This is a genomic window from Marichromatium sp. PS1 (genome assembly GCF_041155115.1).
Taxonomy (GTDB): domain Bacteria; phylum Pseudomonadota; class Gammaproteobacteria; order Chromatiales; family Chromatiaceae; genus Marichromatium; species Marichromatium gracile.
This window is the reverse complement of the sequence record NZ_BAAFHB010000002.1, coordinates 973,591-994,959: the sequence shown is the minus strand read 5'-3', so window position 1 is coordinate 994,959 and position 21,369 is coordinate 973,591. Positions and strand designations below refer to the sequence as shown.

Here is a 21,369-nt window from a genome sequence, read left to right as displayed (position 1 = left end):
ATCGCCTCACTCGATCTGACACGGATCGCCCCAGCATGACCGCGCCGGACACACCCCGCAAGCCGCGGGCTTGGCCGCGCGCAACACAGCCGCTACCCTGCCCGCCATGCGCCGCACAGGAACCCGCATCATGCATCTCATCATCAAGGGACTCGGCTGGCTCGGCCTGCTGATCCTGCTCGGTCTCGCCGGGCTCGCGCTCAGGGTCGCGCTCGACGGCCAGGCGGTGGTCCCGGAGCGCGCGCCGCTCAGCGTCGCCGACCATGCCTGGGCCGAGGACTGGCTGCGTCACAACCGCCCGCGCGACCGCCTCGCCGGGATGCCGACCATGGTCGCGCTCAGCGCCGCCGAGGCCGAGCGGGTGGCCAACCACCTGATCGCCCGGATCGGCGCCGAGGGGCGCGCCGCGGTCCAGCTCGCCCCCGGGCGACTCGACCTGCAGGGCTCGATCGCGCTGCCCTGGGTGGGACCCGGACGCTATCTCAACCTCGAACTCGGTCTGGTCGAGACCGACGGGGCACTGCCCGAGGTGGTCAAAGCCCGGGTCGCCGGACTGCCGCTGCCCGCCGGACTGGTGCAGGGCCTGACCGAGCGACTGCTCGATGCGCTCGGTCAGAGCCGGTTGGTACAGCGCACCCGGCTCGGACCGGAGCGGATCAGTGTGATCTACACCTGGCAGGCCGACGGGCTGGAGCGCCTGGCCAGCAGCCTGATCGCCGACACCGACCGCCCCGCCATGCTCGCCGCGCAGCGCCGGCTCGGCCGGCATCTCGCCGAGGATCGCTCGGCGCCCGATCTCGCCACCCTGCTCGGCGTGCTGCTCGGCGCGCCGAGCGAGGCCCCGCTCGCCGACAACCGCGCCGCGCTGCTGCTGCTCGCGCTCTATGTCAACGGCCAGCAGTTGCACGATCCCGAGGGCGCGCGGCTGCCACAGCGCACCGTGACCCTGCGCAAGCGCGAGGACCTCGCCCAACACTTCACCGCCTCGGCAGCGCTCGCGCTCGAGGGCGGCGACCTGTTCTCGACCCTGGTCGGTTGGTACAAGGAGCACAGCGACAGCGACGGCGGCAGTGGTTTCAGCTTTGCCGACCTCGCCGCCAACCGCGCCGGCATCCGCCTCGCCACCCTCGCCACCGCCACCCCGGAGCAGGCGCGCTGGGTGCGCGAGCGGGCCCGCGCCGGGCTGATCGAGGACGATTTCATGCCGCGCATCGCGGGGCTGCCGGAGGGGATGAACAAGACCGAGTTCGCCGCCCGTTTCGGCGACACCGAGGACCCGCGCTACCGCCGCATCGCCGAGCACATCGAGCGGCGCATCGACGCCCGACCGCTCCATCGCGACGCGCCCTGATCAGAGCGCGTCGAGCGCCTCGCTGAGGGTGCGCACGGCGACGATCTCCAGGCCCTCGACACCGCCCTTGGGGACGTTGCCGGCCGGGGCGATGACCCGGCGAAGCCCATGCTTGACCGCCTCGCGCAGCCGGTCCGGGCCATTGGGCACCGGACGCACCTCGCCCGAGAGCCCAACCTCACCGAACACCGCCAGCTCCAGCGGCAGCGGGCGGTCGCGATAGCTCGACAACACCGCCATCAGCACCGGCAGGTCGGCGGCGGTCTCGCCGATCCGCACCCCGCCGACGACGTTGACGAAGACGTCCTGGTTGAACATGCCGATGCCGCCGTGACGGTGCAGCACCGCCAGCAGCATCGACAGACGGTTCTGATCGAGCCCCAGCGCGACCCGGCGCGGATTGGCCAGCGAGCTCTCGTCGACCAGCGCCTGGACCTCGACGAGCAACGGCCGGGTGCCCTCGCGGGTGACCATCACCAGACTGCCGGGGGTCGGCTCGTCGTGACGCGAGAGGAAGATCGCCGAGGGGTTCTTGACCTCGCGCAACCCCTGGTCGCCCATCAGGAAGACGCCGAGTTCGTTGACCGCGCCGAAGCGGTTCTTGATCGAGCGCACCAGGCGGAAGGCGCCGCCCGACTCGCCCTCGAAATAGAGCACGGTGTCGACCATGTGTTCGAGCACCCGGGGACCGGCGAGTGCGCCCTCCTTGGTGACATGACCGACGAGGAAGACCACGGTGTCGCGCTGCTTGGCGAAACGCACCAGCTGCGCGGCCGACTCGCGCACCTGCGACACCGAGCCCGGCGCCGACTGCAGCTGCTCGGTGAACAGGGTCTGGATCGAGTCGACCACCATCACCCGCGGCTGCTCGGCGGCGGCGTGATAGAGGATGCGCTCGACACAGGTCTCGGGCAGCAGCCGGATGTCCTCGCCGTCGAGCCCGAGCCGGCGCGCGCGCAGACTGATCTGCTGCGGCGATTCCTCGCCGCTGACATAGAGCACCCGGCGGCTACTGGCGAGCGCCGCGCAGGCCTGCAGCAGCAGGGTCGACTTGCCGATGCCGGGATCGCCGCCGAGCAGGATCACCGAGCCGCCGACCAGCCCGCCGCCGAGCACCCGGTCGAGCTCGCCGATGCCGCAGGCGGTGCGGGCGCGCTCCTCCGGGGCGACCTCGGCGAGGGTCTCGACCACCGCCCCGCCGGCGAGCCCGGCATAGCCGCCGCCACGCGCCGCCGCCGGACGCGCCGGCGCGAGCTGCTCGTTGAGGCTGTTCCAGGCGCCGCAGTCCGGACACTGGCCGGCCCACTTGGGCTGGCTCGCGCCGCACTCGCTGCACACATAGCTGGTCTTGGGCTTCTTGGGGGGGGTCGCCATCCGCGTTCAGTCTCCAGGGGTCAGCCGTCGTCGCCCTCGCCGTAATAGCTGCCGATATAGTTCTCGAACTTGGTGTACTTGCCGAGGAAGGTCAGCCGGGTGGTGCCGATCGGGCCGTTACGTTGCTTGCCGATGATGATCTCGGCAATCCCCTTGTCGGGGGTGTCCTCGTGATAGACCTCGTCGCGATAGATGAACACGATGAGGTCGGCGTCCTGCTCGATGGCGCCCGACTCACGCAGGTCGGACATCACCGGGCGCTTGTTGGGGCGCTGTTCGAGGCTGCGGTTGAGCTGCGAGAGCGCGATCACCGGGACGTCGAGTTCCTTGGCCAGGGCCTTGAGCGAGCGCGAGATCGCCGAGATCTCGGTGGCGCGGTTCTCCCCCACCCCGGGCGCCTGCATCAGCTGCAGATAGTCGATCACGATCAGCGCCAGGTCGCCCTGTTCGCGCTTGAGCCGGCGGGCCCGTGCGCGCACCTCGGTCGGCGACAGCGCCGGGGTGTCGTCGATGAACATCTTCGCCGAGGCGAGGATGTTGACCGCCGAGGTCAGTCGCGGCCACTCGTCGTCCTCGAGCTTGCCGGTACGGATGCGGTGCTGATCGATACGCCCGAGCGAGGACATCATGCGCATCGCCAGCGAATCGCCCGGCATCTCCATGCTGAACACCGCCACCGGACGCTTCGACTGGATGGCGACGTGCTCGGCCATGTTCATCGCAAAGGTGGTCTTGCCCATCGACGGACGCCCGGCGACGATCACCAGATCGGAGGGCTGCAACCCGGAGGTCATGCCGTCGAAGTCGGTGAATCCGGTGGCCAGGCCGGTGATCGGCTCGTCGCTCTGATAGAGGGTGTCGATGCGCTCGACGGCGAGGTTGAGCAGCGACTTGATCGGCTGGAAACCGCCGCCGCCGCGCGACTGCTGCTCGGCGATCTCGAACACCTGACGCTCGGCGTCGTCGAGCAGCTCGGTGACCGGACGTCCCTGGCTGTCGTAACCGCTGTCGGCGATCGCGGTGCCGGCGGCGATCATCTGGCGCAGCACCGAGGTGTCGCGCACGATCTGGGCATAGGCCTTGATGTTGGCCGCGCTCGGGGTCTCGTTGACCAGGGTGGCGAGATAGGACAGTCCGCCGGCGGCCTCGAGCTGCTCGGAGCGCTCCAGGGTCTCGGCGAGGGTGACGACGTCGAAGGGCTGGTCGGACTCGGCGAGTCGGGCGATCGACTGGAAGATCAACCGATGCTCGCGACGATAGAGATCACGCGCCGAGACCACATCGGCGACCCGGTCCCAGGCGGTGTTGTCGAGCATCAGACCACCGAGCAACGACTGCTCGGCGTGGAGATTGTGCGGCGGCACCCGCACCCGATCCATGCCACCCTCGGTGGCGAGCGCGGCAAGCTCTTCGGTATCAGGGTCGAACATGAGGCCCCCGGTGGAAAGGATAACCGGCTCGGCGACGCTCGGGGAGGTTGATCGGGATCCGCTGGCGTGTCGTTCGAGCGGGGCTCGGACGCCCTGATTGTGGTGTCATGCACCAGGCGTTGGCAAGCATGGTCCGCGACGATCCGAGATCACCCGAAGCAGGCGCGGGACAGCAACGACAGCACGGCGGCGCAGAGACAACACAGGGGCGCAGAGCGCCCCTGTATCCACGCACAGGCCCCGGTGAGGGCGGGGCGAGCGGCGGACTCAGTCTTCCGGGACGACGTCGACCATGATGGTGGTATCGACGTCGGCGTGCAGGTGCAGCGCGACCTCGTACTCACCGGTGGCGCGGAAGGCGCCGTTGGGCAGACGCACCTCGGACTTGTCGAGCGCGATACCGGCGGCGGTGACCGCCTCGGCGATGTCGGCGGTGCCAACGGAGCCGAACAGACGTCCCTCGTCACCGGCCTTGCGAGCGACGGTCACGCGCATCTCCTCGAGCTCGGCCTTGCGCGCCTCGGCCGCGGCCAGCTGCTCGGCGGCGAGCTGCTCGAGCTCGGCGCGACGCGCCTCGAAGGCCTCCAGGTTCTCGGCGGTGGCGACCACGGCGAAGCCGCGCGGCACCAGGTAGTTACGACCGTAGCCCGGACGCACATTGACCTTGTCTCCGAGCGAGCCAAGACCACCAACGTTCTTCAGCAGAATGAGTTCCACGTGATATTTCCTCTTAAATCGTTCGTCGTCTGCATGCGATTCAAGCCTCAGCGTCGCCGCGAGGGCAGGCGCGCTGCCCGGGCGCGGATGTCCACCCAGACATCGAGCAGGCCGAGGGCGGCGATCGCCACCGCCATCTGCGGCAACAGCACCAGCAGCACATAGAGCAGCACCAGCCAGCCCGTCCCCGAGCCACGTTGGACTCGCAGCTGGTGGACCACCGCCAGCCCCTGGAGCAACAGGCCCACCCCGGCGACCAGCGCGAGATCGGCGAGCAACCCCGGGCCTCGCACCAGCGCCCAGCCGGCGATCAGCAACAGCGCCAACAGCGCGAAGGCGCGGTGCAGGCGATAGGCCCTGAAGCCCTCGCCGAAGCCGCCCGGGTTGTAGAGCTGCGCCTGCCACCAGCGGGCGAGGAACAGGGCGAGCACGACCTGGAAGGTCAGCGCCATGGCGAAGGCCCCGGTCATCCACCGCGCCAGCTCGCCGAACAGCGCGGCGTTGGCCGCCGCGCCATCGGGCTGAGCGGCCAGCGCCGCCTCGCGCATCAACTCGAGCAACCGCGCCCAGAAGACGGCGGGGTCGCCAACGATGGCGTAGACCAGCACCAGACCGAGCATCACCAGCAGGCTCGCGGACTCGACCGTGAGCGCCAGCGATCGGCTGTAGCGCAACACCAGCGCCAGCCCCCAGATCGGCACCCAGAACAGCAGCAACACCCCGAGCACCAGCAGCGGGGCCCCGAACACGAGACCGTAGAAGAGTCCCGCCCCGAGGGTCGCGAACAGCGCCACCAGGGCACCGCCGCGCGCGCCGTTGCGCAGGGTCACCAGGCCCACTGCCGCTGCGGCGACGACCCCGAACACCGGGATCATCACCGACAGCAGGGCCGAGGTGGCAGCCACCAGCGCCGCCTGCGAAGGCCCGCGCATGATGAAACTCGCCAGTGACTTCATCGCATCAGACCTGCAGCCGTGCCGCCACCGGTCTCAACCGAGGGCGGCACGACGCGCCGGATCAATGACCGTCGGTGTAGGGCAGCAGGGCCAGGTAGCGCGCGCGCTTGACCGCCTGGGCGAGCTGGCGCTGGTACTTGGCCGAGGTACCGGTGATGCGGCTGGGCACGACCTTGCCGGACTCGCTGACATAGGCCTTCAGCAGGTTGAGATCCTTGTAGTCGATCTCGGTGATGCCTTCAGCGGTGAACCGGCAGTAACGCTTGCGTCGAAAGAATCGGGACATGATGTTCTCCAGTGCCTAGTGATCAGTCGTCGCGCTTGCTCGAAGCGCCCTCGTCCTCGCCTTCGGTCTTGGCCAGGGGCGAGGGCTCGGTGACGGCGCTGTCACGACGGATGATCATGTTGCGCAGCACTGCGTCATTGAAACGGAAGGCGCTCTCGAGCTCGTCGATCGCTTCCTGATCGCACTCGACGTTCATCAGCACATAGTGTGCCTTGTGCACCTTGTTGATCGGGTAGGCCAGCGGACGACGGCCCCAGTCCTCGAGGCGGTGGATCTGACCGCCGCGCTTCTCGAGATTGGTCTTGTAACGCTCGACCATGCCGGGCACCTGCTCGCTCTGGCTCGGGTGCACCAGGAAAACCACTTCGTAGTGTCGCATCTTGGCTCCTTACGGATTGGACAGCCTCCCGCCGCGCAGACTCGGCGCCGAGACGGTGAGGCAAGGAGTATCCCCGAGGATTCGGGGAATCGATCATTGTACGCAAAATCAGGGGGCTTTGGAAACGAAAGATTAGTCGGGGGAAAGAGCCGACGGGGGGTTGAACCGCCAAGGCGCGAAGGACGCAAAGAAGAGCAGAGCCTCCAGCGATCAGCCTCCAGTCGCCAGTGGGTGTGCGCCCTCGACAACAGCACGGTTTGCCGTCATCAACCGGTGCGCACGTCCTTGGCCCAGCGCTTGAGGGCAGGCGACCACCGGCGACCGGTCGGTAACAGCTTGAACACCCCTTTGCGCCCTTGGTGCCTTGGCGGTTCAATCTTCCGGCAACTGGCCGCTACTCCTCCAGCAGCACCTGCTTGGCGGCGTTGATGCGCGCGGCCAGGTAATCGGAGCCGCCGCGGTCGGGATGCAGACGTTGCATCAGCCGACGGTGGGCGGCGCGGATCTCGTCCGGCCCCGCGTCCGCACCGAGGCCGAGGATGGCGCGCGCCTCGCTCGGGCTCGGTCGTCCCGAGCCGGCGCCACCGCTGCCGCCACTCGCCCCGCTCCAACCGCGTGCCCGGGAGAGATAGGTCTCGAGCAACCGCGCCGATTCCGCGTCGGACTCGCGATAGAACTCGAGCATCCGTGCCAGCGCCTCGCGATCGAGCGCGCTCAGTCGCCGCCCGGCGAAGGGGCCGTCGAGTACCTGGCCGTCGAGCGCGCCACCACCCGCATCAAGCTCGAGTTCGAGATAACGACTGCGCAATCGCGGCCCCTGACCGGCGCGCCCGCGCCCCAGAAAGCGCTGCAGCAGCGGCAACAGCTGCGCCAGATTGGCGATCCGCAGCACCACCGGGATCGCCGCGCCCAGGGCGGCGAACAGCGGATTGAGCCGTCCGGTGGCTGCCGCCAGCACCAGCAGGCCGACCAGACCCCACACCACCCAGCCACGCAGGGCGCGCGCGACCTCGGGCGCCGGGGTACGGACGAACCAGCGCCACCCCCACCACAGCAGGACCAGCAGCGCGATCAGGACCAGCAGACGAGCCATCCATCCTCCTCGATTGTCGATATCGACCGGGGCCCCGGACCTCAGTCGGCGGTGGCGAAGAAGTCGCGCACATCGGCGATGTCGCGGGTGCGCGCGGTGCGCGGCAGGCTGTCGAGAAAGGCGTAGCCATAGGAGCGCGAGAGCAGTCGCGGGTCACAGACCACCAGCACGCCACGGTCCTCGCTGCCGCGGATCAGCCGTCCCGCCCCCTGCTTGAGCGCGATCACCGCCTGCGGCAACTGGTAGTCGCGGAACGGGTTGCCGCCGCGCTGGCGCAACGCCTCGATGCGCGCGGCGAGCACCGGGTCGCCGGGCGAGGCGAAGGGCAGGCGATCGATGAGCACGCAGGAGAGCGCCTCGCCACGCACGTCGACCCCCTCCCAGAAGCTCGAGGTGCCGAGCAGCACCGCGTTGCCCAGCTCGCGAAAGCGTTCGAGCAGCTCGCCGCGCGGCGCCTGCCCCTGCACCAGCAACGGATAGTCGATCTGGCCGACCAGCCCGGCGGCGACCTCGCGCAACGCCCGATGGCTGGTGAACAGCAGAAAGGCCCGCCCCCGACTGTAACCGATCACCTCGCGGGCGAGCGCCAGCACCTGCTGGTTATAGTCCGGTTCCGAGGGCTTGGACAGACCGCGGGGGACGAACCAGAGTGCCTGGCTGGAGTAGTCGAAGGGGCTCTCCCAGCGCGCGGTCTCGGCCTCGTCGAGCCCGAGCCGGCGGATGAAATGACCGAAGTCGTCGCCCACGGCCAGGGTCGCCGAGGTCAGCACCCAGGCGGTGCCGGGTCGCGCCATCTGGGCACGGAACACTCCGGAGACCTCGAGCGGGGTCTGGTGCAGACGGAAACCACGCCCCTGGGTCTCGAACCAGCGCACCACCCGTTCGTCGGGCTCGCCGAGCAGGGTCTGCAGCCGCGCCAGCAGCTCGGTGGCGCGCTCGGCACAGGCATCGAGCCCCTTGCCCCGCCCGCCGAGCGCACCGAGCCCCTCGCCGAGCGCGGTCAGACGACGCGCCAGGGCATCGAGCGCGCGTATCACCGCAGGCTCCTCCTTGAGCGACTCCCAGGGGCCGCGCCGCTCACCGCTGCCGAGCGCCAGACGCAGGTCCTGCAGCACCCGGCGCACCCGGGCGCAGTGCTCGAGCAGCTCGGGCACGTCGCCCGCCTCGCGCTGGTACTCCAGCTCGGTGTCGCGCAGCAGGTCGTGCAGCTGACGGCTGCTCAGCGCCATGCCGAAGAAGGTCGAGGCGGTGTCGGGCAGCTGGTGGGCCTCGTCGAGGATGAAGCAGTCGGCGCCGGGCAGGATGTCGCCGAAGCCCTCGTCCTTGAGCGCCAGGTCGGCGCAGAACAGATGATGATTGACCACCACCAGGTCGGCGGCCTGGGCCTCGCGCCGGGCGGCGAGCAGGTGGCAGGACTGCCACTGCGGACACTCCTGGCCGAGACAGTTGTCGGTGGTCGAGGTCACCAGCGGCCACACCGCGCTCTCGTCCGGGAGCGGCAACTCGGCGATGTCACCGCTGCGGGTATTGGCCGACCAGTCGCGCACCCGCTCGAGATGCGCGCGCAGCACCCGATCGTGACGCCCCGGCTCGTCGAGCGCGAGACCCAGGCGGTGGACGCAGAGATAGTTCGCCCGCCCCTTGAGCAGCGCGGCGCGCAACGGCAGGCCGAGGGCGTCGCGGATCAACGGCAGATCGCGATGGAAGAGCTGGTCCTGGAGGTTGCGGGTACCGGTGGAGATCAGCACCTTGCGCCCGGAGAGGATCGCCGGGACCAGATAGGCGAAGGTCTTGCCGGTGCCGGTGCCGGCCTCGCACACCAGCACCCCGCCGCCGTCGATCACGGCGCCGACCCGCTCGGCCATCTCGCGCTGCGGCTGACGCGTCCGGAACCCCGGCACGCGGGCGCTCAACGGCCCGTCGTCGCCGAAGACCCGCGCAAGCTCCATGCGGTCCACCCTGGCCGTCGCCGTGCCCGTCGCGCTCAACCGCCGCTGGCGCGACGTTCGGCCTCGCTCGCACCGGCGGCGTCACCGGCGCGCCGACGCACATCGGCGATGATCAGCCAGTTGTCACGACGTACCGCCGCGTCCTCACCGGCGAGGTTGTTGGAGCGCGAGGCGAGATTGCCCGCCTGCCCGGTCTGGCCCTGCTCGAGCCGCACCCGCGCCAGCCGGTTCCACAGATAGGCCTGCTTGGGCGCGATGCGCAGCGAGCGCTCGAGCGAGGCGGCGGCGCCGGCATAGTCGCCCGACTGACGCTGGCGCTCGGCCTGTCGCGCCAGGGCCTCGGCGGCAGCCGGCAGATCGGGCGCGCTCACCGAGGAGGCCGGCGCAGGCGCGGGTTGCGCCGGGGCCTGCTGAGGCGTGGTCACCGCCGCGGTACGAGGCGTCTCCGGCGGCGGCGGGGTGATGGCCGCTGGCGCGTTCGAGCGCACGCTCGGGGCGCTCGGGCGCTGTTCGACCGGCGCCGGCGTCGGCGTCGGAGATTGGGTCGGCGCCTCGGAGACCAGCGCCGGCACAGTGGAGCCGGTCGGGCCTGGCTCGGCAACCACCTCGGGCGCCGGGAGCTGCGCCGGGTCGCGATAGGCATAGACCTCGGTCTGCGGCTCCGCGACCGCCGGATCCTCGGCGGCGGATTCGGCCGACTCCGGGGTCGGCGCCTGCTCGGGGCGCGGGGTCACCCGGACCACGGGTGCGGGGTCCCCTTGACGGGGTTGGCCGGCGCAGGCACTCAGCGCCAGGACGGCGATCAGGATGATGAAGGCTCGCATCGTCAGTTGTAGAAATCGCTCATGAAGAGGTTCTGTTCCCTGGCGGGGCGTGAACGCTCGGGCGGCGCAGGCTCTTCATCCTGCGCCGCCCCCTCGGCCACGGCCTCGCCCTCCTGCTCCTCGGCCGACTCGTCGCCACCGCAACTGTCGGCGCTCGGGACATAGTCGGCGACATAAGGCATCTCGGCGCCATCGCAAACCTGCGCCGTCACCACGCCCTCCGGGCGCAGCGGCGCCAGCGGCTCGTTCTCGAGCTTGAGCATGAAGTCGCCCCAGACCCGCAGCGCGCCGCTACTGCCGGTCAGCCCCATCGGCTTGAAGTCGTCGCGCCCGACCCAGACCACGGCGACCTTGTCGCCCGAGAAGCCGGCAAACCAGCTGTCGCGCAGTCCGTTGGTGGTACCGGTCTTGCCGGCCATGCTCATGCCATCAGGCAGCTGACGTCCCAGCCAGGCGGCAGTGCCGCGCTCGACCACCCGCTCCATCGCCCAGGTGGTGAGATAGGCCGCGCGGGGATCGACCACCGACTCGACGGCCAGCGGATAGCGGTTGAGCGGACGCCCCTCGGCGTCGACCACCTCGCGGATCGCACGCAACGGCGAGCGATAGCCGCCGGCGGCGATCGACTGGTAGACCTGGGCCACCTCCAGCGGCGAGAGGTTGACCGCACCGAGCAGCATCGCCGGCACCGCCGAGATGCGCCGCTGGGCACCGAGCCGGTAGAGATTGTCGACCACCTCGTCGACGCCCAGGTCCATGCCGAGGTTGACGGTGGCGAGGTTGAGCGAGCGCACCAGCCCCTCGTAGAGCGGCAGCTTGCCATAAACGCGATGGCTGTAGTTGCTCGGCTCCCAGCGCGACCCGGTGCCGTCGGGGATGCTCACCGCCTTGTCCTCGATGATGGTCGAGAGGCTGTAGCGCTCGGGGTGGGTGAGCGCAGTGAGATAGACCACCGGCTTGACCAGCGAGCCGATCGAGCGCACCGAGTCGAGCGCACGATTGAATCCGGCATAGGCCGAATCGCGTCCGCCGACCAGTGCCAGCACCTCGCCCTGGGCGACCGAGGTGACCACCGCCGCGGCCTCCAGTGAGCCCTTGCGCTTGCCGCGCGCCGACTCGATCGCCCCCAGACGCTCCGGCACCGAGCGCTCGACCGTGGTCTGTACCAGCGGATCGAGCGTGGTGAAGATGTTGAGCCCCTCGGAGCGCAGGTCCTCGTCGCGATAGTCGCGCTGCAGCTGGCGCCGCACCAGGGTGATGAAGGCCGGATACTCGCCGGCCGGACGCCCGCCACCGTCGACCACCCCGAGCGGCGCGTCCTTGGCCGCGGCGGCGGTGGCGGCATCGACCACACCGTCGCGCACCATGACGTCGAGCACCAGATTACGCCGCTTGAGCGCCGCCTCGGGGCGACGTCGCGGATCGAGGCTCGAGGGCGCCTGCACCATGCCGACCAGCAACGCGGTCTCGGCGACATCGAGATCGGCCAGCGACTTGTTGAAATAGAAGCGACTGGCCAGCCCGAAGCCGTGGATCGCGCGGCTGCCGTCCTGACCGAGATAGATCTCGTTGGCGTAGGCCTCGAGGATCTCGCCCTTGGTATAACGGCGCTCGAGCAGCACCGCCATGAACGCCTCCTTGAGCTTGCGCTCGAGGGTGCGTTCGGCGGAGAGATAGAAGTTCTTCACCAGCTGCTGGGTCAGGGTACTGGCCCCCTCGACCACGCCGCCGGCCATCAGGTTGCTGTAGGCGGCGCGAGCGATGCCGCGCGGGTCGACCCCGAGGTGGCGCTCGAAGCTGCGATCCTCGACCGCATAGAGGGTGTGCACCAGCAGCTCGGGCAGATCCTTGCGCCGCACCAGGATGCGGTCCTCGTTGTGGGTCGGATAGATGCTCGCGATCAGCATCGCGTCGAGCCGCACCAGCGCCGGATCGGGACCGCCGTCGACGGCCTCCAGCACGCTCACCCGGTGGCCGTCGAAGCGCACCCGCAGGCCACGGCTCGACTCGCGCCCATCCCAGAAGCGGAAGGGACGGGTTCGCAGCACGATCTGCTCGCCCTCACGGTGATAGCTACCGGGGCTGTCGGGGTTGGCGAGCCGGCGATAGTTGAGCCGTTGCAACTCCTGTTCGAGTTCGTCGACGGCAAGCTGGCGCCCGGCATAGAGCTCCAGCGGACGGGCATAGACGCGCGCCGGCAGCGCCCACCGCTGTCCCTCGAACTTGGCGCGCACCACCCGGTCGAGATGGATGCCGTAGAGGGTGGTGCCGAGCCCGATGGCGAGCGCGAGCAACAGCCCCACCCGGATCAGGAAGCCGAGGATCTTGCCGCCACGTTTGCGCGGCGGACGGCGACGGGTCTTGCGGGTCGTGGCCATGGGATCAGCCCCACCGCCGCGCCACGGCGCGGCGCATCGACTGGACGGGATTCGGCTGCTGGGATCGGGGCGTCGCGGGCACGGGCTGTCCTGAGTCTCGCTGTAATCAGTTGCTTATGGTCCCATTTGCGGCGGCGGCGCACAACTGCGAGCGGCCAGCGGCCAGCGGCCAGCGGCCAGCGGCCAGCGGGAGAGATTGAACCGCCAACGCGCGAAGGACGCGAAGAGAAGAAGGGCTTCCAGCTGCCAGCCTCCAGGTGAGGAAGCTGGATTGCATCGTACCGCCGCAGTTGACCGCAAACCGATACTGGAGGCTGCTTGCTGAAGGCTGGTCGCTTTCTTTGCGCCCTTCGCGCCCTTGGCGGTTCAACCTTCTGGCCGCTGCAAGCCGAGCCGCCCCCGACGGCTCAGTTCTTGATCCCGATGCCGCGGCGCAGCAGGTGCAGGCTGTAGGCGGCGAGCGCGACGATGAAGGCGGCGATCATCGCAAAGGCGACGCCGAGCGGGATGTCGCTGATGCCGAGCAGGCCGTAGCGGAAGGCGTTGACCATGTAGAGCACCGGATTGGCCATCGACACCCCCTGCCAGAACTCCGGCAGCAGCTCGATCGAGTAGAAGACCCCGCCGAGATAGGTCAACGGGGTGAGCACGAAGGTGGGGATGATCGAGATGTCGTCGAAGCTGTTGGCATAGACCGCGTTGATGAAGCCGCCGAGCGCGAACAGCACCGCGGTCATCAGGAACACCAGCAGGGTGACGCCATAACTGTGCACCTCGATGTCGGTGAACAGCATCGCCACCACCATCACCGCCACGCCCACCACCATACCGCGCGCCGCGCCGCCGGCGACATAGCCGGCGAGGATCACCCAGTTGGGCGCCGGCGAGACCAGCAACTCCTCGATATAGCGCGAGAACTTGCTGCTGTAGAAGGACGAGACGACGTTGGAATAGGCGTTGGTGATCACGCTCATCAGTGCCAGACCGGGGACGATGAACTCCAGATAGGCGACCCCGTCCATCTCGCCGATGCGCTCACCGATCAGCCGACCGAAGATCACGAAATACAGGGTGGTGGTGATCACCGAGGGCAGGATGGTCTGCACCCAGATCCGCGAGAAGCGCAGGATCTCCTTGGTGAGGATGGTCTGGAAGGTGATCCAGTAGCGATAGGTCTCGGCCATGATACTCAGACCCCCTCGTCGGCGGGACGACGCTCGACCATGTCGAGGAACAGTCGTTCGAGCCGGTTCTGCTTGTTGCGCAGACTGATCACCTCGATGCCGTTGCGCGAGAGCGCCTCGAACAGCCCATTGATGGTGTGATCACGGTTCATCTCCACCTCCAGGGTGCAGTCGTCGAGATGCTGGAGGACGAAGCCGCCGAGTTCGGGCAGCTCGCTGACCTGTCCCTTGAGGTTGAGCACGAAGGTCTCGGTGTGCAACTTGCCGAGCAGCGCCCCCATGGTCGAGCGCTCGACCAGCTCGCCGTGCTGGATGATGGCGATGTTGCGGCAGAGGCTCTCGGCCTCCTCCAGATAGTGGGTGGTGAGGATGATGGTGGTGCCCTCGGCGTTGAGTTCGCGCAGGAAGGACCACATCGAGCGACGGATCTCGATGTCGACCCCGGCGGTCGGCTCGTCGAGGATCAGCAGCCGCGGCTGGTGCACCAGTGCGCGGGCGATCATCAGCCGGCGCTTGAGCCCACCGGAGAGTCGGCGCATCTCGGTGTCGCGCCGATCCCAGAGATCGAGCTGGCGCAGATAGCGCTCGGCGCGCACCTTGGCCTCGCGCCGCGGGATGCCGTAATAACCGGCCTGGTTGAGCACCACCTCGAACACCGGCAGGAAGAGGTTGAAGTTGAACTCCTGCGGCACCAGGCCGATGCACGACTTCACCCGCTCGGGGTCGCGATCGAGATCGTGACCGAAGACGCTGACCCGACCGCTGCTCTTGTTGACCAGCGACGAGAGGATACCGATGAAGGTCGACTTGCCCGCCCCGTTGGGGCCGAGCAGCGCGAAGAAGTCACCCTCCTCGACCGTCAGGTCGATCCCCTTGAGCGCCTGGAAGCCACCCTTGTAGGTCTTGGTGAGTTGCTGGACATCGAGTGCGAGCATGATGGAAGTCTGACGGATTGCGACCGAATGAGCGGCGGACCGACGGCCCGCGCGAGGCGGCCCGCCAACGACCGGGCCGGCGGATCTGGATAGCCGACTACTCTAGCGGCGCCGGCCGCGCGCTCGCAAGCGGCGCCGCCAGCCGCCAGCCGCCAGCCGCCAGCCGCCAGCCGCCAGCCGCCAGCCGCCAGCCGCCAGCCGCCAGGGGATTGAACCGCAAAGACCCAAAGGACTCGAAGAAAGCGACCAGCCTTCAGCAAACAGCCTCCAGTGTCGGTATGCGGTCAACCGCGACGCGACGAGACAACCCTGCCCCCTCACCGGAGGCTGGCGGCTGGAAGCCCTTCCTCATCTTCGCGCTCTTGGCCCTTGGCGGTTCACACGTTCTGGTCGCTGGCGGCTGACGCTCGAGCGCCGAGCGGCGATAATGAAGCGTTTGCCCCACGCCTCACGCCATGCTCGATACCGCACTCTGGCTGCTGCCGGTGGCGCTCGCCGCCGGTTTCGTCGACGCCGTCGCCGGCGGCGGCGGACTGATCACCATCCCGGCGCTGCTCTGGGCCGGACTCGGCCCGGTCGAGACCCTGGCGACCAACAAGGCCCAGGCGGTCTTCGGCAGCGCCACCGCAACCATCCACTTCATCCGCCGCGGCGCCATCGCGCTGCGCGAGACGCTACCTGCGGTGCTCCTCACCTTCCTCGGCGCCGCAGCCGGAGCGGTGCTGGTGCAACACATCGACGCCGCCGCGCTCGAGCACGCCATCCCGCTGTTGTTGATCGGCTTCGCGCTCTATTTCTGGTTCTCGCCCCGGGTCAGCGACATCGACTCGCACCAGCGCATCGGCCACGGCGCCTTCGCGCTCACCATCGGTCTCGGGGTCGGTTTCTACGACGGCGTCTTCGGGCCTGGCACCGGCACCTTCTTCGCCATCGCCTATGTGTCCCTGCTCGGCTACAACCTGCGCCGGGCGACGGCGCATACCAAGCTGCTCAACTTCACCAGCAACCTCGCCGCGCTGCTCTTGTTCGTCAGCGGCGGCCACGTACTCTGGCAGATCGCGCTGGTGATGGCCGCCGGCCAACTGGTCGGCGCCTGGATCGGCGCTCATCTGGTGCTGCGTCACGGCGCCGCGCTGGTACGCCCGATCCTGGTGGTGGTGTCGATCGCGATCTCGGCGCGGCTGCTGTGGGAGCAGCTGCTCGGCTGAACGGACTCAGGCCGCGTCGCCGCTCTTGATGTGGAGGGAGTAGAGCATATCCTCGTCGGCGATATGGTCGATCAGCCAGTCCTGGGTGATGTCGAGCGCGCGCTCGGCCAGGTCCTGGGTGGGACCGAACATCTGCAACTCCTGTTCGAGGATATCGAGGCGGCGAAAGAAGGCAGCATGCTGTTGCAGGTGATCCTTGATATCCGGATAGCCGTGCTCGTTCATGAACGCCTCCTCGGTGGAGAAGTGGCGCTCGGCGTACTCGCGCATGAAGGACACGGCACCCTCGACCGCCTCCTTGCCCTTGCGATCGAGGATCTCGCTATAGAGCCGGTGCGAGGCGGAGAAGAAGCAGCGATGCTGCTCATCGATCTCGGAGATACCGATGGAATAGACGTCGGACCATTCTTTCAGCATGAGGGATACCTGTGGGGTGACACGGAGCGGGCGCGGCCAACGCGGTCACGCCGAAACAAACGCCGACTGTAGCCGAGGAAGACGCCAGCCGCCAGCCGCCAGCCGCCAGCCGCCAGCCGCCAGCCGCCAGCCGCCAGCCGCCAGCCGCCAGCATGGATTGAACCGCGAAGGCGCGAAGGGCGCAAAGCAAGCGAACGGTCTTCGGGTCCGCAGACGTGGCGTGCCAGCTACCAGCTACCAGCTACCAGCTACCAGCTACCAGCTACCAGCTACCAGCTACCAGCTACCAGCTACCAGGGGATTGAACAGCGAAGGCGCGAAGGGCGCAAAGGGGGATCAGCCGCCAGCGATCAGCCGCCAGTGGGTGCGGACCCGTGCCGCCTGTGGCCTCACGCCGACATCACACATCATTCAGTGTGCGTGCTTCGCGGCTTTGCGGTTCAACCCTGTCGGCCGATCGCTGATCGCGGCTCAACGCCCGGCGAGTGCCGCCTGGGACAGCCACAGCAGCGCGGGTTCCTCGTCCTTGCCGAGTTCGCCGTCACGCAGGAAGATCGCGCCGTCGGCCACCGCCAGCTGGCGCACCCCGCCGCTGTCGCGCACCTCGCTCTCGCGGTGCAGCGCATCGCCACGCGTCGCGACCCGCCCGGCGATCCAGTCGCCGATCCGCTGGTGATAGGCGCGGCGATAGACCAGCTTGGTCGCACGCAGCTGGCCGTCGCGGAAGAAGAAGGTCACCGCCGAGGCCGGCATCTGGTTGAAGCTGCCGATCGCGGCGCCGCACAGCCGGTCGCCATAGGGGTTGGGGCCATCGGCGCACTGCAGTTCGAGATCCGCGAAGGTCTCGCGCAACCGCGCCTCGGTCAGGTCGCTGTCGAAGGACTCGAGTGCGGCATTGAACTCGCTCTTGCCGAGCACGTACATCAACGCCAGGTCGGTGCAACGCTTGCCGTCATCGGTGAAGGTCAGCCAGAAGAACGGCCCGAACACCAGGGCCAGCATCAGCAGCGTCTTGTAGGTCTTGGGGAGTTTCAGGTCATTCTTTTTCATGGCCGGCATTCTACCGGGAAGCGCCGCCGCACGGACACCCAATCGTCCACTCAGCGAGGACACCCGATCTGTTGAACCGCAAAGGCGCGAAGGACACAAAGTTTTTACCTACTGAGTCGTCAAAGGGGCTCGAAACTCGTCCGCATCCCCCGCGAACCTCAGCACTCACCAGCAGGGACGGCGTCTCCCGCCTGACGCCAGTGGCTCACACCCGACCACAACCCGACGGATAAAAACCTCTTGGGGAAGCGGTCGAGCCACATGTTCCTACTGCGGACTGATGACCTGCCGCTGAGAAGTCGCCCCGAAAACAACCGCCTTCGCGTCCTTGGCCTCTTTGCGGTTCAGGTTCCCCCGCTGCACACCCGCGCCAAAGCCTCTAGACTAGCTGGCCTTTTCCACCCGGCCACGACAGACGAGAGCGGATGTCCCAGGATCTTTCTCAGCACACCCCGGCGATGCGGCAGTACCTCGGACTCAAGGCGGAGTATCCGGACCTGTTGCTGTTCTATCGCATGGGCGACTTCTACGAACTCTTCTTCGAGGACGCCGAGCGCGCCGCCCGGCTGCTGGACATCACCCTGACCAAGCGCGGCCAGTCGGCCGGGCGTCCGATCCCCATGGCCGGGGTGCCCTATCACGCCGCCGAGGGCTATCTCGCGCGACTGGTGCGCCAGGGCGTGTCGGTGGCGATCTGCGAGCAGATCGGCGACCCGGCCAAGAGCAAGGGGCCGGTGGAGCGCAAGGTCACCCGCGTGGTCACCCCCGGCACCCTCACCGACGAGGCGCTGCTCGAGGACCGTCGCGAGAACCTGCTGGTGGCGATCGCCGAGTCGGCGCGCGCGGGCTACGGACTGGCCCAGCTCGAACTCTCCAGCGGGCGCTTCTCGGTGCTCGAGGTCAGCGGTCGCGAGGCGCTCGCCAGCGAGCTCGAACGCCTGCGCCCCGCCGAGGTGCTGGTCGACGAGTCCTCCTCCCTGCCCGAGGCGCTGCGCCTCGAGCGCGGTCTCACCCGTCGCCCGGCCTGGCACTTCGAGGCCGACAACGGCGCGCGCATGCTCTGCGAGCAGTTCGGCACCCGCGACCTCGGCGGCTTCGGCTGTGCCGGCATGACGCTGGCGATCGGCGCCGCCGGCTGTCTGTTGCAGTACGTGCGCGACACCCAGTTCGCCGCCCTGCCCCACATCCGCGGGCTGAGCACCGAGCAGCGCGACGAGGCGCTGATCATCGACGCCGCCACCCGGCGCAACCTGGAGCTGACCGAGAGCCTCAGCGGCGAGCACCAGCACACCCTCGCCGGGGTCATCGATCACACCGCCACGGCGATGGGCAGCCGACTGCTGCGCCGCTGGATCAACCGCCCGCTGCGCGACCGTCACGCCGTCGCCCGCCGTCACGGCGCGGTCGCCGCGCTGCTCGCGGCCCCGGGGCGCGCCGACCTCGCCGAGCTGCTCGCCGGCATCGGCGATCTCGAACGCATCCTCGCCCGGGTCGCGCTCGGCTCGGCGCGCCCGCGCGACCTCGCGGTGCTGCGCGACTCGCTGGCGCTGCTGCCGGCACTCGGCGAACACCTCGGGGCGATCGACGACCCGCTGCTCGCCGAGCTGGCCGACAGGATCGCCACCCACCCCGAGACCCAGGACCTGCTCGCCCGCGCCGTCATCCCCCAGCCGCCGCTACTGATCCGCGATGGCGGGGTGATCGCCGCGGGCTATGACGCCGAACTCGACCGGCTGCGCGGGCTCTCGGAGAACGCCGACCGCTTCCTCGTCGAACTGGAGCAGCGCGAGCGCGCGCGCACCGGCATCGCCACCCTCAAGGTCGGCTACAACCGGGTGCACGGCTATTACATCGAGGTCGGGCGCAGCCACGGCGACGCGGTGCCGGTCGAGTACGTGCGCCGCCAGACGTTGAAGGCCGCAGAGCGCTACATCACCCCGGAGCTGAAGGGTTTCGAGGACGAGATCCTGAGCAGCCGCGAGCGCGCCCTGGCCCGCGAGAAGGCGCTCTACGAGGCGCTGCTCACGACCCTGGCCGAACGGCTCGCGCCGCTGCAGACGAGCGCCACCGGGATCGCCACCCTGGATGTGCTCACCAACCTCGCCGAGCGCGCCGAGCGACTCGGCTGGGCGCGCCCGACGCTCGACGACACGCCCGGGATCGAGATCATCGACGGCCGTCACCCGGTGGTCGAGCAGGTCATCGACCAGCCCTTCGTCGCCAACTCGCTCAGCCTCGACGGCGAGCGACGGATGCTGGTGATCACCGGCCCCAACATGGGCGGCAAGTCGACCTACATGCGTCAGTGCGCGCTGATCGTGCTGCTGGCCTATGCCGGCAGCTTCGTGCCGGCGCGCAGCGCGCGGCTCGGCCCGGTTGATCGGGTGTTCTCGCGCATCGGCGCCTCCGACGACCTCGCCGGCGGGCGCTCGACCTTCATGGTGGAGATGGAGGAGACGGCCAACATCCTCCACAACGCCACCGCCGAGAGCCTGGTTCTGATGGACGAGATCGGTCGCGGCACCAGCACCTTCGACGGGCTGTCGCTGGCCTGGTCGTGCGGGGTCGAGCTGGCCACCGGGATCGGCGCCTACACCCTGTTCGCCACCCATTACTTCGAGCTGACCACGCTGCCCGAGGAGTATCCGGGGATCGCCAACGTCCATCTCGACGCGGTCGAGCACGGCGACACCGTGGTGTTCATGCACGCGCTGCGCGAGGGACCGGCGAACCAGAGCTACGGGCTGGCGGTGGCTGCGCTCGCCGGGGTGCCGCAGCCGGTGATCGCGCGTGCCCGCGCGCGGCTGCAGGAGCTGGAGCAGAATGCCCGCGCCCACGCCGAGCGCGAGGCGGTGCAGCTGTCGCTGTTCGCCGCCGAGCCGGCGGCCGCACCCACGCCCGAACCGCCGGCACCGGACCCGCTGCACGAGGCGCTCGAGGCACTCGACCCCGACGCACTCAGCCCGCGCGAGGCGCTCGACGCGCTCTACCGACTGCGGGCGCTGCTGACGACCGACTGAGCCGGCACGCCACTCAGCCGAGCGGATCGGTCTCCGGCACCAGCCGGGGGCCGACACCGAGCAACGCCAGGGTGATGTTGTCCTTGCCGCCCGCGGCGTTGGCCGCGGTGATCAGGTCCTCGGCGGTTCGTCCCAGGGACGCGGGGTCGGCCGCGCGCAACGCGGCATGCAGCTGCGCCTCACCGAGCATGCCGCTCAGCCCGTCGCTGCAGAACAGATAGAGATCCCCGGGTGCCAGGGTGCAGATCGACGAACTCACCCCGGGGCTCGGCAGCGAACCCAGCGCACGGGTGAGGATGTTCTCGCCGATGCCGCTCGCCATCGCCTCCTCGCGCGAGTCGTAGAGTCCCTGGTCGAGGACCTCCTGGAGCAGGCTGTGATCGCGCGAGAGCTGTTCGAGTACGCCGTCGCGCAACCGGTAGAGACGCGAGTCGCCGACATGCGCAGCCACCATCCAGCCGGGACCGAGCACGCCGAGCACCACCGTGGTCCCCATCCCGGCGCACCCCGGGTTGGTGTTGGCATGGCGCCAGATGGCGATATTGGCCTCCTCGATCGCCGCCTCGACGAACAGCCGGGTACGCTCGGCGTCGTGGCGTGGCGAGGGGTGACGACGGAAGCGCTCGGCGATGGTCTCGACCGCGGTGCGGCTGGCCACCTCGCCGGCGCTTGCGCCGCCGACCCCGTCGGCGACCACGATCAGGCCGAGCGCGGGATGGACGCCGACGGCGTCCTCATTGTGCGCGCGCACCCGACCGCAGTCGGTCTGCCAGGCGTACTCGAGCTGATGCGACCACATCACTGGGCCACTCGCCGTC

Annotated in this window: 18 protein-coding genes; 3 read left to right on the top strand and 15 right to left on the bottom strand. The window is 69.0% G+C overall.

The features are described from left to right. Positions 1 to 130: 130 nt before the first annotated feature. Positions 131 to 1,351 (top strand): hypothetical protein, encoded by a 1,221-nt coding sequence (locus ACAM26_RS05790; protein WP_369613262.1) that lies wholly within the window; start codon positions 131 to 133, stop codon positions 1,349 to 1,351. On the opposite strand, the gene radA is transcribed toward ACAM26_RS05790, so the two are convergent. The 12 genes from radA to ACAM26_RS05730 all read right to left on the bottom strand — a co-directional run bounded on the left by radA (position 1,352) and on the right by ACAM26_RS05730 (position 14,856). After that, positions 1,352 to 2,725, bottom strand: a complete 1,374-nt coding sequence (gene radA, locus ACAM26_RS05785) for a DNA repair protein RadA (protein WP_123139394.1) — start codon at positions 2,723 to 2,725, stop codon at positions 1,352 to 1,354. It lies immediately after the preceding gene. A gap of 20 nt (positions 2,726 to 2,745) precedes the next feature. Beyond that, positions 2,746 to 4,155: a replicative DNA helicase gene (gene dnaB / locus ACAM26_RS05780; protein WP_123139395.1), complete on the bottom strand. Its 1,410-nt coding sequence runs from the start codon at positions 4,153 to 4,155 to the stop codon at positions 2,746 to 2,748. A 267-nt stretch (positions 4,156 to 4,422) separates the two neighbouring features. Next, positions 4,423 to 4,872 carry a 50S ribosomal protein L9 gene (rplI, locus tag ACAM26_RS05775; protein WP_005222409.1) on the bottom strand — a complete coding sequence of 150 codons (450 nt, stop codon included), beginning with the start codon at positions 4,870 to 4,872 and terminating at the stop codon, positions 4,423 to 4,425. 47 nt (positions 4,873 to 4,919) lie between these two features. Continuing rightward, entirely contained in the window at positions 4,920 to 5,804 is an 885-nt protein-coding gene (locus ACAM26_RS05770) for a hypothetical protein (RefSeq protein WP_369613261.1), read from the bottom strand. 85 nt (positions 5,805 to 5,889) lie between these two features. Further along, complete coding sequence (gene rpsR, locus ACAM26_RS05765) at positions 5,890 to 6,114, bottom strand: 30S ribosomal protein S18 (protein ID WP_005222396.1); 225 nt, start codon at positions 6,112 to 6,114, stop codon at positions 5,890 to 5,892. Between the two features lie 22 nt (positions 6,115 to 6,136). Beyond that, complete coding sequence (rpsF, locus tag ACAM26_RS05760) at positions 6,137 to 6,493, bottom strand: 30S ribosomal protein S6 (RefSeq protein ID WP_062271666.1); 357 nt, start codon at positions 6,491 to 6,493, stop codon at positions 6,137 to 6,139. 394 nt (positions 6,494 to 6,887) lie between these two features. Continuing rightward, positions 6,888 to 7,586, bottom strand: a complete 699-nt coding sequence (locus ACAM26_RS05755; RefSeq protein WP_123139397.1) for a molecular chaperone DnaJ — start codon at positions 7,584 to 7,586, stop codon at positions 6,888 to 6,890. Between the two features lie 41 nt (positions 7,587 to 7,627). Then, a complete protein-coding gene (locus tag ACAM26_RS05750) occupies positions 7,628 to 9,535 on the bottom strand; it encodes an ATP-dependent DNA helicase (RefSeq protein ID WP_123139398.1) in 1,908 nt (635 codons plus the stop codon). A 35-nt stretch (positions 9,536 to 9,570) separates the two neighbouring features. Beyond that, the gene (locus ACAM26_RS05745) at positions 9,571 to 10,359 is read right to left on the bottom strand and encodes a tetratricopeptide repeat protein (RefSeq protein WP_123139399.1); all 789 of its coding nucleotides are present in this window, start codon (positions 10,357 to 10,359) and stop codon (positions 9,571 to 9,573) included. Positions 10,360 to 10,361: 2 nt separating this feature from the next. After that, entirely contained in the window at positions 10,362 to 12,737 is a 2,376-nt protein-coding gene (gene mrcB, locus ACAM26_RS05740; RefSeq protein ID WP_123143455.1) for a penicillin-binding protein 1B, read from the bottom strand. Positions 12,738 to 13,144: 407 nt separating this feature from the next. Continuing rightward, positions 13,145 to 13,921 carry an ABC transporter permease gene (locus ACAM26_RS05735; protein ID WP_123139401.1) on the bottom strand — a complete coding sequence of 259 codons (777 nt, stop codon included), beginning with the start codon at positions 13,919 to 13,921 and terminating at the stop codon, positions 13,145 to 13,147. A gap of 5 nt (positions 13,922 to 13,926) precedes the next feature. After that, the gene (locus ACAM26_RS05730; protein WP_123143495.1) at positions 13,927 to 14,856 is read right to left on the bottom strand and encodes an ABC transporter ATP-binding protein; all 930 of its coding nucleotides are present in this window, start codon (positions 14,854 to 14,856) and stop codon (positions 13,927 to 13,929) included. Between the two features lie 455 nt (positions 14,857 to 15,311). Between ACAM26_RS05730 and ACAM26_RS05725 the strand changes: the two genes are divergently transcribed. Next, positions 15,312 to 16,064, top strand: a complete 753-nt coding sequence (locus ACAM26_RS05725) for a TSUP family transporter (protein WP_369613260.1) — start codon at positions 15,312 to 15,314, stop codon at positions 16,062 to 16,064. Between the two features lie 6 nt (positions 16,065 to 16,070). On the opposite strand, the gene ACAM26_RS05720 is transcribed toward ACAM26_RS05725, so the two are convergent. Together ACAM26_RS05720 and ACAM26_RS05715 are read right to left on the bottom strand one after the other, a co-directional pair. Beyond that, positions 16,071 to 16,481, bottom strand: coding sequence for a bacteriohemerythrin (locus ACAM26_RS05720; protein WP_369613259.1), 411 nt, complete (start codon positions 16,479 to 16,481; stop codon positions 16,071 to 16,073). Between the two features lie 471 nt (positions 16,482 to 16,952). Then, positions 16,953 to 17,531, bottom strand: a complete 579-nt coding sequence (locus ACAM26_RS05715) for a hypothetical protein (RefSeq protein WP_369613258.1) — start codon at positions 17,529 to 17,531, stop codon at positions 16,953 to 16,955. Between the two features lie 425 nt (positions 17,532 to 17,956). Here ACAM26_RS05715 and mutS point away from each other — a divergent pair, with 425 nt between their 5' ends. Beyond that, positions 17,957 to 20,551, top strand: a complete 2,595-nt coding sequence (gene mutS, locus ACAM26_RS05710) for a DNA mismatch repair protein MutS (protein WP_369613257.1) — start codon at positions 17,957 to 17,959, stop codon at positions 20,549 to 20,551. 13 nt (positions 20,552 to 20,564) lie between these two features. Here mutS and ACAM26_RS05705 read toward each other — a convergent pair whose 3' ends face one another. After that, positions 20,565 to 21,350: a PP2C family serine/threonine-protein phosphatase gene (locus ACAM26_RS05705; protein ID WP_369613256.1), complete on the bottom strand. Its 786-nt coding sequence runs from the start codon at positions 21,348 to 21,350 to the stop codon at positions 20,565 to 20,567. Positions 21,351 to 21,369: the final 19 nt, after the last annotated feature.